Consider the following 14,470-nt stretch of genomic DNA (forward strand, 5'->3'; position numbering starts at 1 on the left):
TCACTCCTTCGGGGCGGCGGCAGCCGCGGGCTTCTGGCCGGGGAAGACGTCGTCGATCTCTTCCGCACTCCACCCCTGACGTGAAATGGCCTGCAGCTTGTCGGTCTCCGGCTTGCGGATGGCCTGGTACTGGGCCAGCGCCTCCTTCGGGGAGTCCGCGTCCCGCAGGGCGTCGGCGAGCGCGCCGGCGTCCTCGATGGCGGAATTCGCGCCCTGGCCCTGGTGGTGCAGCATCGAGTGGGCCGCGTCGCCCACCAGGACGACGGAGTCCGAGTGCCACGTGTCGACCGGGTCGATGTCGTAGACCGCGCGGATGTTCACGGTCTCCATGTCGAGGTCGCGCGTGATGCTGACGAGGCGCTCGTCGAAGCCCTCCACCGTCGCCAGCATGTCCTCCTTCGTGTTCTGCGGATTCCAGGTGCTGTCCGGGCACAGGGCGGTGATGTCGAACGACACCTGGCCGCGGTGACGCAGCGGCAGCAGGTAGATCTTCGTGCCCTTGCCGATGTACATCCGCAGGTTGTCGTCGGTGACCATCCCGTGGGCGTCGTCGACGGAGATGACCGCGCGGTAGGCGTGCTCGCCCGAGAACACCGGGCCTTTGTCACTGAACAGTTCCTTGCGCACCACCGACTTGATGCCGTCGGCACCGACGACCAGGTCGGCCTCGACGGTCTTGCCGCCCGCGAAGGTGAGGACGGAGCGGTCGCCGTCGTCCTGGATGCTCTCCAGCTTGTGACCGAGGTGCACCATGCCCTCGGGGAGCACGCCCAGGAGAGCTTCGATGAAGTCGCCGCGGTGGATCAGGTGGGTGTGGGTCTGCTCGCCGTCGGCCGGCCACGCCTCCTTCATGATCGGGTCACCGGTGGCGGTGAGGATCTCGAAGTACTCGCTCGGCGAGCTCACCTTCGCGATCGCGTCGAAGATTCCCCACTCGCGGAACCGGTTCATGGTGGCCGGACGCAGACCGATGCCGGCGCCGACCTCCCGGATCTGGTTCGCCTGCTCGTAGACGTTGACGTCGGCACCCAGCAGGCTGAGGGCCTTGGCCGCCGCCGCGCCGCCGTATCCCGCTCCGACAATGGCGATCTTCAGGTTTTTCAGTTCTGAGGTCTGCATGGTGGTTCTCTCTGATTCTGAGGGTCAGGAAGAGCGCTGGAGGGTCAGGAGGACTTCTGGAGGGTCAGGAAGTCGGCCGGGTTGTCGACGAAGATCGTCTTGATCGCGGCCTCGTCGAGGCCAGCGGCGCGGAGGTCCGGGAGGAGGTCCTCGAAGATGTAGTTGACGGTGTGGCCCTTCACGCCCGGCCAGCCCAGCGGGCTGCAGTTGGCGTCGGCGGAGGCGAGGACCTGCTTCAGCCGGCCTTCGCCGATGAACCGGAGGAAGTGGTCCAGCCGTTCCTGCCGGGGGCGGGCCCAGAACGGCGGGTCCGGCAGCTCGGTCTCGTAGCCGAAGGTGTCGAAGCCGATGCGTCCGCCCTGCTCCGCGATCCAGACGTCGCGCGTCTTGTCGGCGTTCACGCCGTCGTCGACGTGCCCGAACAGGACGCGGTCCAGGGGGAGGCCCTCTTCGTTGAAGATCGCGATCGCGTTCTCGGCGTCGATCGCGAGATGGGTCAGGATCGGCACACCCGTGGTGAGCGAGGCGCGGGCCGCGGCGCGGTAGATGCGTTTGTCCAGGTCCGTCATGCGGCCGCCACGGCTCACTCCGACCTTGATGACACCGGCGAGACTGCCGGTGTCGCCGATGCCGACGGTGATCTCGTGGACGAACTGCCGGGTCAGGTAGTCCACGTCGGCCCGGGCGAAGTGCGGCAGGGCGGTGTCGCCGCCGACGAAGCCGGTGCAGGCGACGATGTGGACGCCGGTCTTCGCGGACAGCGACTTGTAGTAGTCGACGTCGCGGCCGTTGCAGATCCCGGTCGCGTCGACGAAGGTGCCGCCGCCGTACTCGTGGAACCTGCGCAGCTTCGGGACCGTCTCCTCGTACCGCTGCTCGGGGGCCTTCCACCACTTCGTGTCCAGCTCGGAACCGGGCATGCCGTAGCCAATGTGCTCGTGGATGGCCACGAGACCCAGCTCCTCGGCCGGGATCGGCCCCAGGACGGTGTTCACTCTCGACACAACACTCACCTTTGAAGAAAGTAACTCGATGGTCGTTCGTGCCCGCGCGCTCAGCGCACCGACAGCAGGTCGCGCGGGTTCTCCACGAGGATCCGCTGCGTGTCCTCGTCGCTGAGGCCCCGTGCCTTCAGGAGCGGGACGAAGGTGGTCAGGACGTAGCTGTACGGGAGGTCGTTGCCGGGGTGGCCCTTCGCCACGCCGGTCGCGTTGCTCGAGAGCAGGATCCGGTTGCCGAAGCCGGCCCGCACAAGGTCGACGACCAGGTCGGCACGTTCGGCATCGGTGAGGTGGGCCTCGTCCTCCACACCGACGTGGTCGAGCGCGACGTAGGCGCCGCGGCGGGCGATCTCGAGGGGGGCGTCGGTGGCGACGGCGTCCTTGCGGTCGAGTCCGCCGGCGACGACGCGGTCGGCCGGCAGCTCCTCGTCCAGGACGATGTCGAGGTCGTGGACGGCGTCGCTCCCGTAGCGGATGGAGACCGCGATGCCGGTGCTCAGGGCGGTCCGGGCCGCGCCGCGGAACAGGCTCTCGTCGGTCGCGGTCATGCCCTCGAGGGTCGCGGCGGTGGCCACCAGGCCGGCGGCGCCGCGGCGCTCCACGCGGGGGACCACCATGCCCTCGGTGACCTCCTTGGTGAAGAGGTCGGCGAACTTCTCGGCCGGCCACGGCGTCGGCGGGTTGGTCTGCGGCGTGAGGAAGTAGCCACCGAGCAGCTCCTCCGGGCCCTGCCCCGTCGAGGCGACGATGTGTACGCCGGTCGTGCGGGAGAGGGCCTCGTACAGCCGGACGTCCCGGCCGTGGAACATGCCGGTGCTGTCGACGATCGTGCCACCGCCGTGGGCGCGGAAGTCCTTCAGCTTCGCGGCGAGGGTCTCGAAGATCTCGGCGCGGTCGAGGGTGATGTCGAACGCGTGCTCGGCGCCCGGGACCACGGAGAGCAGGGCCTCGTGGACCGCGACGACGCCCAGCTGCTCGGTCGGCACCGGGCTCAGGACGGTGTTAACGGTGTTGCTCTTGACGCTCATGCCTGCCCTCACGTGTCCAGGTGGGGTGCACAGCACCCCGTGGCTGCTGGCACAGTATCCATTCGGTTTACATAGCGTCAATGAAATGAACGACACGTAAAACAATACGCGGGAGAGGGGGCGGACAAACCGGGACCCACCGCTCGGCGCTGCACGTCGAAGCCGACCGAGGAGGCGACGACCTCGCCGTCGACGTCGTCGCGGACGTGGTGGAGGGCGTTCTCGGCGTCAGAGGTTCGTCGCGACGTCGAACAGCAGCGCCCGAAGCCATTCCATGAAGTACTGATCAGCCAGTCGGGGGTTCCAGACCATGTCGATCCCGAGTCCGGGAAGCGGGAACGGGAACTCCTCGATCCGCAGGTCGGCGAGCGTCCGCATGGTGGCGGCGACCCGGTAGCGGAGGAGCGCGACGCCGCCCGCGCGTGCGACCAGGAAGGGCACCAGCAGGAAGTCGGAGCTCAACTGGCCGACGCGGTAGGGGACGCCCTCTTCCTCGAGCACCGAGTACGGGAAGACGCGCCGATCGGTGTCGACGACGATGTGCGGCTGGTTGGTCAGGAGGTCGAGCGCGCTCGCTTCCGGTGGCGTGTCCGGTGAGGCCACCACCACACAGCGGTCGTTGTACAGCCGCTCGCGCGGGTACGGCGAGAAGTGCCCCTCGGAGAGCAGCACGACGTCGACGCCCTTGTCGGTGAAGGTGGCCTCCGTCGGCACCGTGATCGTACGCAGACGCAACGTGGCGTGGGGCGCACGCTCGGCAACGAGCCGCGCCAGTTGAGGTCCGACGACGAACGCCGTGCTGTTCGTCATGGCGATCGTGATGACGCGTCGATCCGTGGCGGGGTCGAAGCAGGGGAAGTTCACGATGTGTGCCGCCTGTTCCAGGGCACTGCGCAGCGGCGCGATCAGCTCCAGCGCGCGCGGGGTCAGCGTGAGGCCCGCGCCTTGCCGGACGACGAGGTCGTCACCCAGCAGCCGACGCATTCTCGTGAGGGCGTGGCTCATCGCCGGCTGTGACAGTCCGACCCGCTCCGCCGCCAGAGTCACCGAGCGCTCCTCGAGGAGCGCGAGGAGGGGCACCAACAGGTTGAGGTTGACCGATGCCAGTCGATCCAGCCCCGAACCCGTGGTGCCCTCTTCGCCCATACGTCGACCTTACGCGGCTGCCCGGGTCATGCGGCGCAGCCGCGGAATCGGGATCCGGTAGTTGAGCGCCACGACGTCACCGGTGCCGTCCTCGTGCGACCAGCGCATCAACGCCGGCCCGCCCCGGCTGCCCGTCGACGTACGTCGGCTCCCCTTCCACCGGAAGGTGGCCCACCGCCTTCAGGCTCAGCCCGAACTGCTCGGTCCAGAAGTACGGCTGGAACCGGAGCGGCGGCGACTCGTCGCCGTGGACAAGCGCCGTGGCGGCGACCTTCGCCTGCTCGATCGCGCTGCTCCACAGGGGGATGCGGCGCAGGCCGTGCGGAGTGGGGAAGGCCGCGAGGTCACCGACGGCCGCGACGTCGGGGCGGACGAGCCCGCGCTGGTCGACCGGAATGGCGCCCTTCGCCGCGAGGCCCGTGTCCGCGAGCCACTCCGTGTTGGGCACGTCGCCGGCTGCGGTGATGATCATCTCTGCGTCGAGGACCGCGCCCTCGTCGAGGACGACCCGAGTACTTCCGTCCCGCCGTTCGAGCCGTGCCGCCGCGGTCTCGACGACGGTGAGCCCCTGGTCCAGCGCGGCCTTGACGAAGACGTCGGCGAGGTAGGGGCCGAGCTGGAGGATGAGGGGCACGCCCTGGGAGACGACGGTGACCCGGCAGCCGGCGGCCAGGCACCCGGAGGCGATCTCCATTCCGAGCGGGCCTCCGCCGACCACGACGACCGACGGCTTGTCCGCCAGCCGGCCGCGCAGGGACAGCGCGTCGTCGAGTCCCCGCAGAGTGAGTTCTTCGGGCAGGTCGGACAGCCGTCGCGCCCGGGAGCCGGTGGCCAGGACGACGCGGTCGTACGGCAGATCCGTACCGTCGTCGAGCGTGACGCGCCGACGGTCGAGGTCGAGTCCGGTCGCGCGTACGCCGAGCAGTTCGGTCGCTCCGTGACCGGCCGGTGGAAGCTCGTGCGACGACATGTCGTCACTGTCGAGCAGGAGCGCCTTCGACAGGGCCGGGCGGCTGTACGCCGGGCGCGGTTCGTCGCCGACGATGGTCAGTTCGCCGTCGAAGCCGGCCTCACGGAACGTGTCGGCCGCGGTGAGCCCGGCGATCCCGTTGCCGACGACGACGACACGGTTCAGGGTGCTCGTACTCATATGACCCTCAGCGCGGCGACCGGGCACACGCGGGCGGCGGCGTTCGCCAGGGCGACGTCGGCCCCGTCGACCTCCTCGCGGTCGAGCACGAGCTCGCCCTCGTCGTCGAGGTGCATGAGCTGCGGGGCGGCCTCCTCGCACAGGCCGTGGCCCTCACAGCGGGGACGGTCAAGAACGATCTTCATGCGGGGATCACCTCCAGGACGGGGAGCTCCTCGATGCTCCGGGTGATGTTGCTGGGCACACGGACCTCGGGTCCGACGACGAGGCGCTTGACGCGCCGGGAGAGCGCCTCGATCACGGCGTGGGCCTCCAGGCGGGCGAGTCCCTGACCCGCGCAGCCGTGCGGGCCGTAGCCGAACGTCAGGTGGTCGACCGGATTGCGCTCGACGAGGAAGGCGTCCGGGTTCTCGTAGTGGCGGGGGTCGCGGTTGCCGGCGCCGAGCAGGACGGCGATCTGCGCGCCCGCCGGGATGACGGTCCCGTCGATGTCGACGTCCTTGGTGGCGCGCCGGCCCCAGGCGTTGATGGGAGGCCAGAAGCGCAGCACCTCGTTGAACGCCGCCGGTACCAGCGACGGGTTCTCGCGGACCAGGGCGAGTTGATCGGGGTGCGCGGCGAAGAGGGCGACGATGTTGCCGATCGCCGCAATGGTGGTGTCGACGCCGGCGCCGAGGTACTGGTGGATGATGTGGCCGGCTGTGCCCGGCGAAATGGCGCCGCGCGCCTCGGCGTCGAAGATGCCGCGGCCCACGGACCCCTCGGCCAGGTCGTCGGCCTTGACCTCGGAGCACCATCCGTAGAGCTCGCCGGCGATCGGGAAGTTCTCGGCCGTGCGCTGGTTCATCGGGCCGAGGACCTGCATGGCGGCCTGTCCCCAGCGCAGCATGTTGTCGCGCACATGGCCCGTGAAGCCGATCAGGTCCGCGACGACCTCCAGCGGGAAGGCACGGGCGAGGGCGTCGATCGCCTCGAAGGAACCCGTTTCGACGAGCTCGGCGACGAGAGCGTCCGCCTTCGCCTCGATCCCGCCCTTGAGACCGCGCAGTGCCCGCGGGGAGAGATTCTCGGTGAGCGTGGCGCGCAGCTGGGTGTGCACCGGCGGGTCGGACGCGAGCGAGGTGCCGGTGAGCGCCTCGTTGGCCATCGGATTGAAGGCGATCGAGGTCGAGGAGAACGACTCCCAGTCCGCGAGTGCGCCCCGGATGACGTCGTACCGCGTCAGCGCGTAGACATCGTTCGTCCGAAGGTGAACGACAGGGCCCTGCTCCCGCAGTTCGGCATAAGCGGGGTAGGGATTGAGCACGACCTCGTCGGCGAAGAGGTCGATGCCGGAGGTGGGTTGAGTGGCCATGCCACCAGTGAAGTAGTCGATTTCACATCCAGCAAGTGAATGTTTTATATGCCGTAACATGCATGCCATTCATATCCTTCCGGTGTCCCGGCAGACCGGTGCTGGAGCGGCCGGGCGGCCTCACCCGCGCCACAGCCGCGGGGAGGAACCACGTGATGCCGGCACGCACACGATGACTCCGGGCACCGGCAGGGAGAACTCCGCCATTCCTTCAGGGTCTTGTTCACTCATGGGCTGATCCGAGCCGCGCGGCGCTCCCTAGGATGTACTCCCTGTCCAGCCAGTCCAGTTGGCACTCCGCAGGGGGAACGATGCACACCGGTAAGCAGCTGTCCACCGAGATCGACGCCACAGTGCCGACGGCCGCACGCATGTACGACTACTACCTGGGTGGCAAGGACAACTACTCGGCCGACCGGGCCGCCGTGGAAGAGCTCGACAAGGTGGTGCCCAGCACCCGCCGCCTGGCCCTGAACAACAGGCGCTTCCTCCAGCGGGTCGTCCGGGTCCTCACGCAGGACTACGGGATCCGGCAGTACCTCGACCACGGCTCCGGTCTGCCCACCCAGGACAACGTCCACCAGGTCGCCCAGCGCATCGACCCGACCACCCATGTGGTGTACGTCGACAACGACCCGATGGTGCTGGTGCACGGGCGCGCACTGCTGGAGCAGGACGAGCGCACCGTGGTCATACAGGCCGACATGCGGGAGACCGACGAGATCTTCGGCCACGCCGAGACGCGGCGCCTGATCGACTTCTCGCAGCCGGCCTGCGTGCTGTTCAACTCCGTGTTCCACTGCATCCCGGACAGCGACACCGACGGCCCGCTCGCTGTGGCCCGCCGGGTCCGTGAACGGCTCGCACCGGGCAGCTTCCTGGTGATGTGCCAGCTGGTCAGCGAGGACGCCGAAGTCCGCAAGTCCGTCACGGAGTTCATGGACCAGGCGACCCAGGGGCACTGGGGCCGGGTGCGGCAGGAGAGCGACGTCGAGTCGTACTTCGAGGGCCTGGAGGTCCTGGAGCCGGGCCTGGTGGAGGTCTCCACCTGGCGTCCGGACACGGAGGTGGCGTACCGTCAGCTCACCCAGGAGTGGATCGAGTTCGGGGGCGTGGGCCGGATCCCGCTGTAGGCCCCGGCACACCGGGCCCCGACACGTCGACGCCCCTCGCCGGGCCCGGATCGCCGGGGTCGCGCGAGGGGCGTTCCGCGTCGGTCGTGCTTCCGGAACCGCTACGCCTCGGCGTGCGGGGCTGGGTGGGGCGAGGGGTAGCGGCCCTCCCTCGTGGTGCGCAGCAGGTCCAGGGACTCACGGGGTCTCAGGGCCTCGTCGGCGAGGCGGTCCAGCGTGATCCGGTACTCCTCCGTCTCGTCGCGGTCCTCGAGGAAGTTGGCGCTCTTGATGTGCTCCAGGTAGACCACGTCGGGCAGATCGAGCCCGCCGCAGCGCAGATACGTCACCGGGATGGCGGGGGCCGACGCGTTGGTCACGCTCAACGGCACGATCTGCACCGTGACGTTGGGGCGCTCCGCCATCCGCGCGAGGTGTTCGAGCTGCTCGCGCATCACCTCGACGCTGCCCAGCACACGCAGCAGAACCGACTCGTCGATGACCGCCCACAGCTGCGGAGCCCCCTCACGCAGCAGCAACTCCGCCCGTCGCATGCGCAGTTCCACGCGACGCAGCACCTCGCCCGCCGAGGCGTTGGGCAGACCGCGCTCCACCACCGCGCGAGTGTAGGCGGCCGTCTGCAACAGGCCGGAAACGTACTGGATCTCGAAGGTACGGATGGTGGCGGCGGCCTCCTGCAGTCCGACCAGCCGGTCGAACCACTCGGGCATCAGCCGCTTGTCGTACCGCTGCCACCAGCCCGGATCCCCGGCTCGCTGGAGCAGTTTGAGCAGCACCGAGGTCTCGTAGTCGTCGGTGCCGTACAGCTCCAGCAGCGCTCGGACGTCGCTCTCGGTGGGCGGGCGGCGCCCCTTGCCGGACTCGATGCGGGACAGCTTCGCCGCACTGAAACCGACGGAGCGCGCCGCCTGGTCCTGGGCCAGCCCGGCATCCTCGCGGAAGCCCGCCAACTGCACACCGACCAGCATCTTCAGCAGGGTCGGAGCCGGCTCGGGGCGGTCCAGATAGGGTTCCAGGCGGGAGATTCGATGCGACGCGGCGAACATCCTGACTCCCAGCAGACCGGCACAAGAGCGTTTCACACTATCGCACCTCTATCCTGCCGCAGCGCATCCGCCGACAGAAGCCGTATGAAAGTGGAGAGTTGGGCTCCGCTTCACTGCCCGGCACGGGCTCCGGGCCGTTCAGACGAGGTGGTCGAACTCGCCGTCCTTCGCCCCGGCCAGGAATGCCGCCAGCTCCGCCGCCGTGTAGACCAACGCGGGCCCGTCGGGATCGCGGGAGTTGCGCATCGCGACGCCGCCGTCGCTCAGCGGGGCCACCTCGACGCAGTTACCCTCGGCGTTGCTGTGCCGACTCTTGGTCCAGCAGGCGCCCAAGGAACTCGCCCGCACTCCGTTCCGCACTCCTGGCACCGCAGTCTCCTTGCTGTTCATGTGTATCGCCGGGCGGAGCCCGGCCGTTCACGCGGGACGGGGCCGAGCCCGGTCGCCACCCGATCCGCCCCACCACGAAAAACTTCACGCAATTTCTCGTGCAATTGCACGCGATCACTCTCGGCGTGGATAATAGCCGTGGCGTCAACCCCGTTCTCGACGCCCTCCTGACGTCGCATCGGGGAGATGGCGTGTCCGCACCTGCGCGCCAAGTGATCCGGTCGACCGCCGGGCCCGCGGTTCGGGCGGGTGGCCGCGGTTCGGCCACCGCGAGAGGGTTCGGCCTGCTCACCGCGACGCCGTCCCCGCTGCCCGCCTCGGCGGCCCTGCGCCTCGAGTGCGGCCGGCAGGGTCTCGCCCGGGCGCGGTCCTTCACCCGTGAGACCCTGTGTGGCTGGTCGCTCGACCACTGCTGCGACGACGCCGGCCTCGTGGTCACCGAACTCGCCACCAACGCCGTGACGCACGCGGCGCCGAGACCCGCGGAGGTGCCGAACGTCCGGCTCGGATTCCGCCTGCACCCGGCGTACCTGGTCATCACCGTCTCCGACGCCGACTGCCGGCCTCCCGTTCACACCCCCGATGCCGGTTCCCCCATGGAGGAGCACGGCCGGGGACTGCGCATCGTCGACGCCCTGTCCGAGGCCTGGGGCTGGGCTCCCGCTCCTCCGGCGGGCAAGACGGTCTGGGCCCGGTTGTCGACCCGGCCGCCTGTCTGACCAGCCTCCACTCGACACCACCGCCGCGGAAAGGCACCCACGCGATGCGCAGCGCTTCTACGGAACACCCGGGCAGCGAGCGCCCTGTGCGCCACACGTCCCCGACCGGAATGGCACGTACGGCCCCCCTCATGTCACTGTCCCGGGTGCCGTGGCGCGACATCCAGGACTCCACCGGGTCGGCGGCGGCCATCCCCCTGCTGCTCAACGGCATCGCCTGGGGAGACGCCGACACGGCCCGGTCCGCTCTGGCGGATCTGCGGAAACGGATCTGCCAGTACGGCTTCGTGGTGGAGCAGGCGACGGCCGCCACCGTCCCCTTCCTCTGGGAGCTGGCGCAGCTGCCGCGCGTCACGTGTCGTGCCGAGATCATCCGGTTGCTGAAGGCGATCGCCGATGCCCGGCAGTGGGAGAGCACCGCCGCCGCGTATCCCAAGCTGCTCAATCACCGCGAGAACCCGGTCGTGTGGGAACGGGCCGCCCGGCAGGCGGTGCGCGCCCGGCGGGGCGACCTGAACCGCCTGATGGCCGACCAGGACACCAGGATCGCCCGTGCCACGTCCGAGCTGGCCCACGCGCTGGCCGAATGACCCCCTCCGAGCGCCTGAGGGACGAGCGCCGAGGGGCGAGTGGCACGGGGAGAGAGCCGCGCGACCGGAAACGCACCACCGGTCGCGCGGCCCTCGGGCACACCCGGCGGCGGGCTGCCGGGGCCGGACCGCGTCAGTGCCGGTTCACTTCATGAAGCGGTACTTCAGGTGGGTGGCGGCGGGACTGTCGACGACCCTGACCGGCTCGAGGTTCCGCTGCCCGGTCCCCAGCCCCTCGAAGAGCCGCAGCCCCGCTCCGAGGAGTACGGGCACGACGTGCAACTGCAGCTCGTCGATGAGCCCCTCCTTGAGGTACTGCCGCACCGTGCTCGCCCCGCCCGCGATGTCGACGTTCCGGTCCCCGGCGGCGGCCTTCGCCCGGTCGAGGGCGCTGTGGATGCCCTCGGTGACGAAGGTGAAGGTCGTGCCGCCCTCCTTGACCAGGGCCGGCCGGGGGCGGTGGGTGAGCACGAAGACCGGAGCCCGGAAGGGCGGGTCGTCACCCCAGAACTCCTCGCCCGTGTCGTACATCATCCGCCCCATGACCACCGCCCCGGTGGCATCGAACCACTCACGGATCAGCTCGGAGTCGCGGTTCTCCTCCCCGCCGGTCATGCCCTGACGCTGCCGCCAGCTCGCCAGGTCGTGAATCCACTCGAAGATCGGCTCGCCGCCGTCGCCTCCTGGGTTGCCGACGGCGACGTCGGTGCCGGCGACGAAGCCGTCGAGGGAGAGGGCCATGTCCGCGGTCACGGTCACGAGGAGCTCCTGAAGTCGTGGGATGTACTGCCTTCACTCCTACGTCGATCGGGAACCCACGCTTTCGACAATCCCGGTGACGCGCGGCAGCCCCGCCACGGACGGCCGTCACCCGCCGAAGACGCGCCATTCTGGCCTGTAGTTAAACTCGGCACATGGTCCGACTGATGGGTCGATCCCCGACCCGGTCGCCCCAGCGGCCCAGCACCACGGCCTCCGTAAGTCGGCAACGGCAGGGAGGCGATGGTGCGCGGTGGCGCCCACCGGCGTGGCTCCGGCCGGTGCTGAGCGTACGCAGCGTCGCAGGACAGGTGTTCACCCTGCATGTCGTGATCGTGCTGCTGCTGGTCGTGTCGGCCGTGATCGCGCTGGTGCTGCAGGTACGGCACGACAGCGTTCAGGAGGCCCGCAGCCGTTCGCTCGCCATCGCGGAGACGCTCGCCCACTCGCCCGGCATCGTCGAGGCGCTCGATTCTCCCGACCCCACTCTCCTGCTCCAGCCGCGCGCGGAGGCCACCCGCAAGCAGGCGAAAGTCGATTTCGTCGTCGTCATGAACACCGACGGCATCCGCTACACACACCCCGAGAGGGACCGCATCGGCGAGAAGTTCGTCGGCACCCTGCAGCCCGCGCTGGCCGGACGGCCGGTGACCGAGAAGATCACGGGCACCATCGGTCCCCTCGTCCAGGCCGTGGTGCCGGTGAACAACCCCGACGGCGTCGTCGTGGGCCTGGTCTCGGCGGGGATCACGATCGAGCACGTCGGTGGCGCCGCCGACGAGCAGCTGCCGTTGGTGCTGGCCGCCGGGGGCGCCGCGCTCGTGCTGGCCACCGCGGGCGCGGCCCTGATCAGCAGACGCCTGCTGCGGCAGACCCACGGCCTGGGCCCGCACGAGATGACCCGGATGTACGAACATCACGACGCGGTGCTGCACGCGGTACGGGAAGGCGTGATCATCCTCGCCGACGACGGCACCCTGCTGCTCGCCAACGACGAGGCGCACCGGCTGCTCGGTCTGCCCGAGGACGCGGAGGGCCGTCATGTGCTCGACCTCCCCCTCGACCCCGGCACCGCCGACCTGCTGTCCTCGGGGCGTGTCGCCACGGACGAGGTGCATCGGGTCGGCGGCCGGCTGCTGGCCGTCAACCAGCGGTCCACCGACCGCGCCGGAGGCCCGCCCGGCAGCGTCGCCACGGTCCGCGACTCCACCGAACTGCGTGCCCTGTCCGGTCGGGCCGAGGCCGCGCGGGAGCGGCTCAACATGCTCTATGACGCCGGTGTGGGCATCGGGACCAGCCTGGACATCACCCGCACGGCCGAGGAGCTGACGGAACTCGCCGTACCGCGGTTCGCGGACTTCACCACGGTGGACCTGTTCGAGACGGTGCTGGCCGGCGGTCAGCCGGACGGGGCCGGATCGGTGCGCCGCACGGCGGTGGCCGGCGTCCGCGAGGACGCCCCGCTGTACCCGGTGGGCACACAGACCCGGTTCGTCGAGTCGTCCCCGCAGGGCCGCGGCCTCGCCATCGGCCGGCCGCTCATCGAGCCCCGGCTGAGTGAGGCCCCGGGGTGGCGGGCGCAGGACATGGAACGCTCCGGGCAGGTCGTGGAGTACGGCATCCACTCGCTGATCACCGTGCCGTTGCGGGCCGGTTCCCTGACACTGGGCGTGGTCAGCTTCTGGCGTGCCGAGAAGCCCGAGCCGTTCGACGAGGACGAGCTGGCTCTGGCGGAGGAACTGGTCGCACGGGCCGCGGTGTCCATCGACAACGCCCGCCGCTATACGCGCGAGCACAGCATGGCGGTGACGCTCCAGCGCAGCCTGCTGCCCCGCAGCCTGCCCGAGCAGAGCGCCCTGGACATCGCCTACCGCTATCTGCCCGCCCAGGCCGGGGTGGGCGGTGACTGGTTCGACGTCCTGCCGCTGTCCGGGGCACGGGTCGCACTGGTGGTCGGCGACGTCGTCGGGCACGGGCTGCACGCCGCGGCCACCATGGGGCGGCTGCGCACGGCGGTGCACAACTTCTCCGCGCTCGACCTGCCGCCCGACGAACTGCTGGGCCTGCTGGACGAGCTGGTCGGCCGCATCGACTCGGACGAGTCGGAGGGCGAGCACAGCGCCCCGGTGACCGGGGCGACCTGTCTGTACGCCGTCTACGACCCGGTCACCCGGAAGTGCACGGTCGCCCGCGCGGGCCATCCGCCGCCCGCGCTGATCCACCCGGACGGCACCGTGGAGTTCGCGGACGTGCCCGCCGGCCCGCCACTGGGACTGGGCGGGCTGCCGTTCGAGACGGCCGAGCTGGAGCCGGCGGAGGGCAGTCGGCTCGTCCTGTACACCGACGGGCTGGTCGAGGACCGGCAGCACGACATCGACGTCGGTCTGGAACTGCTGCGCGAGGCGCTGTCGCGGGCCGGGGACTCCCCCGAGGACACCTGCCGGACCGTGCTTGAGTCCCGGAGTCCGGTCAGGGCCCGGGATGACATCGCCCTGCTGGTGGCCCGTACCCGGGCGCTCGCCGCGGACCGGATCGCCCAGTGGCCGGTGCCGTCCGCTCCGGCGGCCGTCGCCGAGGTGCGCGCCGCGATCACCCGGAAGCTGACCGAGTGGGAACTGGAGGACCTGTCCTTCACCACGGAACTGATCCTGAGCGAACTGGTCACCAACGCGATCCGTTACGGCGCCGGCCCCATCGAGGTGCGGATGCTGCGGGACCGCCATCTGATCTGCGAGGTCTTCGACAGCAGCAGCACCTCGCCGCATCTGCGGTACGCGACCATGACCGACGAGGGCGGGCGCGGCCTCTTCCTGGTGGCGCAGCTGGCGGAGCGCTGGGGCACCCGCTATCTACCGACCGGTAAGGTCATCTGGGCCGAGCAGGCCATCCCGTGACCACGGGGTCTGCCCCGGAAACCACACGAGGAGCCCTGAGAAGTCATAAGGGTCACCTATGTGCTCATAGACCGGACCCGCGTACCAGGTAAGGCAAGCCTTTGTTTAGGATCGAGTGAGGCTCTTGTCATCGCTCGAAGG

The 14,470-nt window shown here is 69.9% G+C and carries 14 protein-coding genes; 4 read left to right on the top strand and 10 right to left on the bottom strand.

The features are described from left to right. The 7 genes from WJ438_RS02125 to WJ438_RS02155 all read right to left on the bottom strand — a co-directional run bounded on the left by WJ438_RS02125 (nt 1) and on the right by WJ438_RS02155 (nt 6,798). A complete protein-coding gene (locus WJ438_RS02125; protein WP_406723703.1) occupies nt 1-1,119 on the bottom strand; it encodes an FAD-dependent oxidoreductase in 1,119 nt (372 codons plus the stop codon). A 44-nt stretch (nt 1,120-1,163) separates the two neighbouring features. Then, nucleotides 1,164-2,123 (bottom strand): phosphotriesterase, encoded by a 960-nt coding sequence (locus WJ438_RS02130; protein ID WP_406723704.1) that lies wholly within the window; start codon nt 2,121-2,123, stop codon nt 1,164-1,166. Between the two features lie 50 nt (nt 2,124-2,173). Next, nucleotides 2,174-3,148 carry a phosphotriesterase gene (locus WJ438_RS02135; RefSeq protein ID WP_406723705.1) on the bottom strand — a complete coding sequence of 325 codons (975 nt, stop codon included), beginning with the start codon at nt 3,146-3,148 and terminating at the stop codon, nt 2,174-2,176. Nucleotides 3,149-3,376: 228 nt separating this feature from the next. After that, nucleotides 3,377-4,294: a LysR family transcriptional regulator gene (locus WJ438_RS02140; protein ID WP_406723706.1), complete on the bottom strand. Its 918-nt coding sequence runs from the start codon at nt 4,292-4,294 to the stop codon at nt 3,377-3,379. A 76-nt stretch (nt 4,295-4,370) separates the two neighbouring features. Continuing rightward, nucleotides 4,371-5,444 (bottom strand): NAD(P)/FAD-dependent oxidoreductase, encoded by a 1,074-nt coding sequence (locus WJ438_RS02145; RefSeq protein WP_406723707.1) that lies wholly within the window; start codon nt 5,442-5,444, stop codon nt 4,371-4,373. After that, a complete protein-coding gene (locus WJ438_RS02150; RefSeq protein WP_363041555.1) occupies nt 5,441-5,629 on the bottom strand; it encodes a ferredoxin in 189 nt (62 codons plus the stop codon). The genes WJ438_RS02145 and WJ438_RS02150 overlap by 4 nt, the downstream gene beginning before the upstream one ends. After that, a complete protein-coding gene (locus WJ438_RS02155; RefSeq protein WP_406723708.1) occupies nt 5,626-6,798 on the bottom strand; it encodes a cytochrome P450 in 1,173 nt (390 codons plus the stop codon). The genes WJ438_RS02150 and WJ438_RS02155 overlap by 4 nt, the downstream gene beginning before the upstream one ends. Nucleotides 6,799-7,109: 311 nt before the next feature. Between WJ438_RS02155 and WJ438_RS02160 the strand changes: the two genes are divergently transcribed. After that, nucleotides 7,110-7,931, top strand: coding sequence for an SAM-dependent methyltransferase (locus tag WJ438_RS02160; RefSeq protein ID WP_406723709.1), 822 nt, complete (start codon nt 7,110-7,112; stop codon nt 7,929-7,931). 101 nt (nt 7,932-8,032) lie between these two features. Here WJ438_RS02160 and WJ438_RS02165 read toward each other — a convergent pair whose 3' ends face one another. Together WJ438_RS02165 and WJ438_RS02170 are read right to left on the bottom strand one after the other, a co-directional pair. Continuing rightward, nucleotides 8,033-8,977 carry a helix-turn-helix domain-containing protein gene (locus tag WJ438_RS02165; protein ID WP_406723710.1) on the bottom strand — a complete coding sequence of 315 codons (945 nt, stop codon included), beginning with the start codon at nt 8,975-8,977 and terminating at the stop codon, nt 8,033-8,035. A 138-nt stretch (nt 8,978-9,115) separates the two neighbouring features. After that, entirely contained in the window at nt 9,116-9,346 is a 231-nt protein-coding gene (locus tag WJ438_RS02170) for a DUF397 domain-containing protein (protein ID WP_406723711.1), read from the bottom strand. Nucleotides 9,347-9,558: 212 nt separating this feature from the next. Here WJ438_RS02170 and WJ438_RS02175 point away from each other — a divergent pair, with 212 nt between their 5' ends. Then, nucleotides 9,559-10,086, top strand: coding sequence for an ATP-binding protein (locus tag WJ438_RS02175; protein ID WP_406723712.1), 528 nt, complete (start codon nt 9,559-9,561; stop codon nt 10,084-10,086). A gap of 44 nt (nt 10,087-10,130) precedes the next feature. After that, nucleotides 10,131-10,676, top strand: a complete 546-nt coding sequence (locus WJ438_RS02180; protein ID WP_406723713.1) for a hypothetical protein — start codon at nt 10,131-10,133, stop codon at nt 10,674-10,676. Between the two features lie 144 nt (nt 10,677-10,820). Here the strand turns inward: WJ438_RS02180 and WJ438_RS02185 are convergent, their stop codons facing one another. Continuing rightward, nucleotides 10,821-11,435, bottom strand: a complete 615-nt coding sequence (locus tag WJ438_RS02185; RefSeq protein ID WP_406723714.1) for a dihydrofolate reductase family protein — start codon at nt 11,433-11,435, stop codon at nt 10,821-10,823. 155 nt (nt 11,436-11,590) lie between these two features. Between WJ438_RS02185 and WJ438_RS02190 the strand changes: the two genes are divergently transcribed. After that, on the top strand, nt 11,591-14,329 hold the full coding sequence (locus WJ438_RS02190; protein WP_406723715.1) for a SpoIIE family protein phosphatase: 2,739 nt from the start codon (nt 11,591-11,593) through the stop codon (nt 14,327-14,329). The last annotated feature ends 141 nt before the right edge of the window (nt 14,330-14,470 follow it).

The organism is Streptomyces sp. GD-15H (assembly GCF_045291515.1).
Taxonomy (GTDB): domain Bacteria; phylum Actinomycetota; class Actinomycetes; order Streptomycetales; family Streptomycetaceae; genus Streptomyces.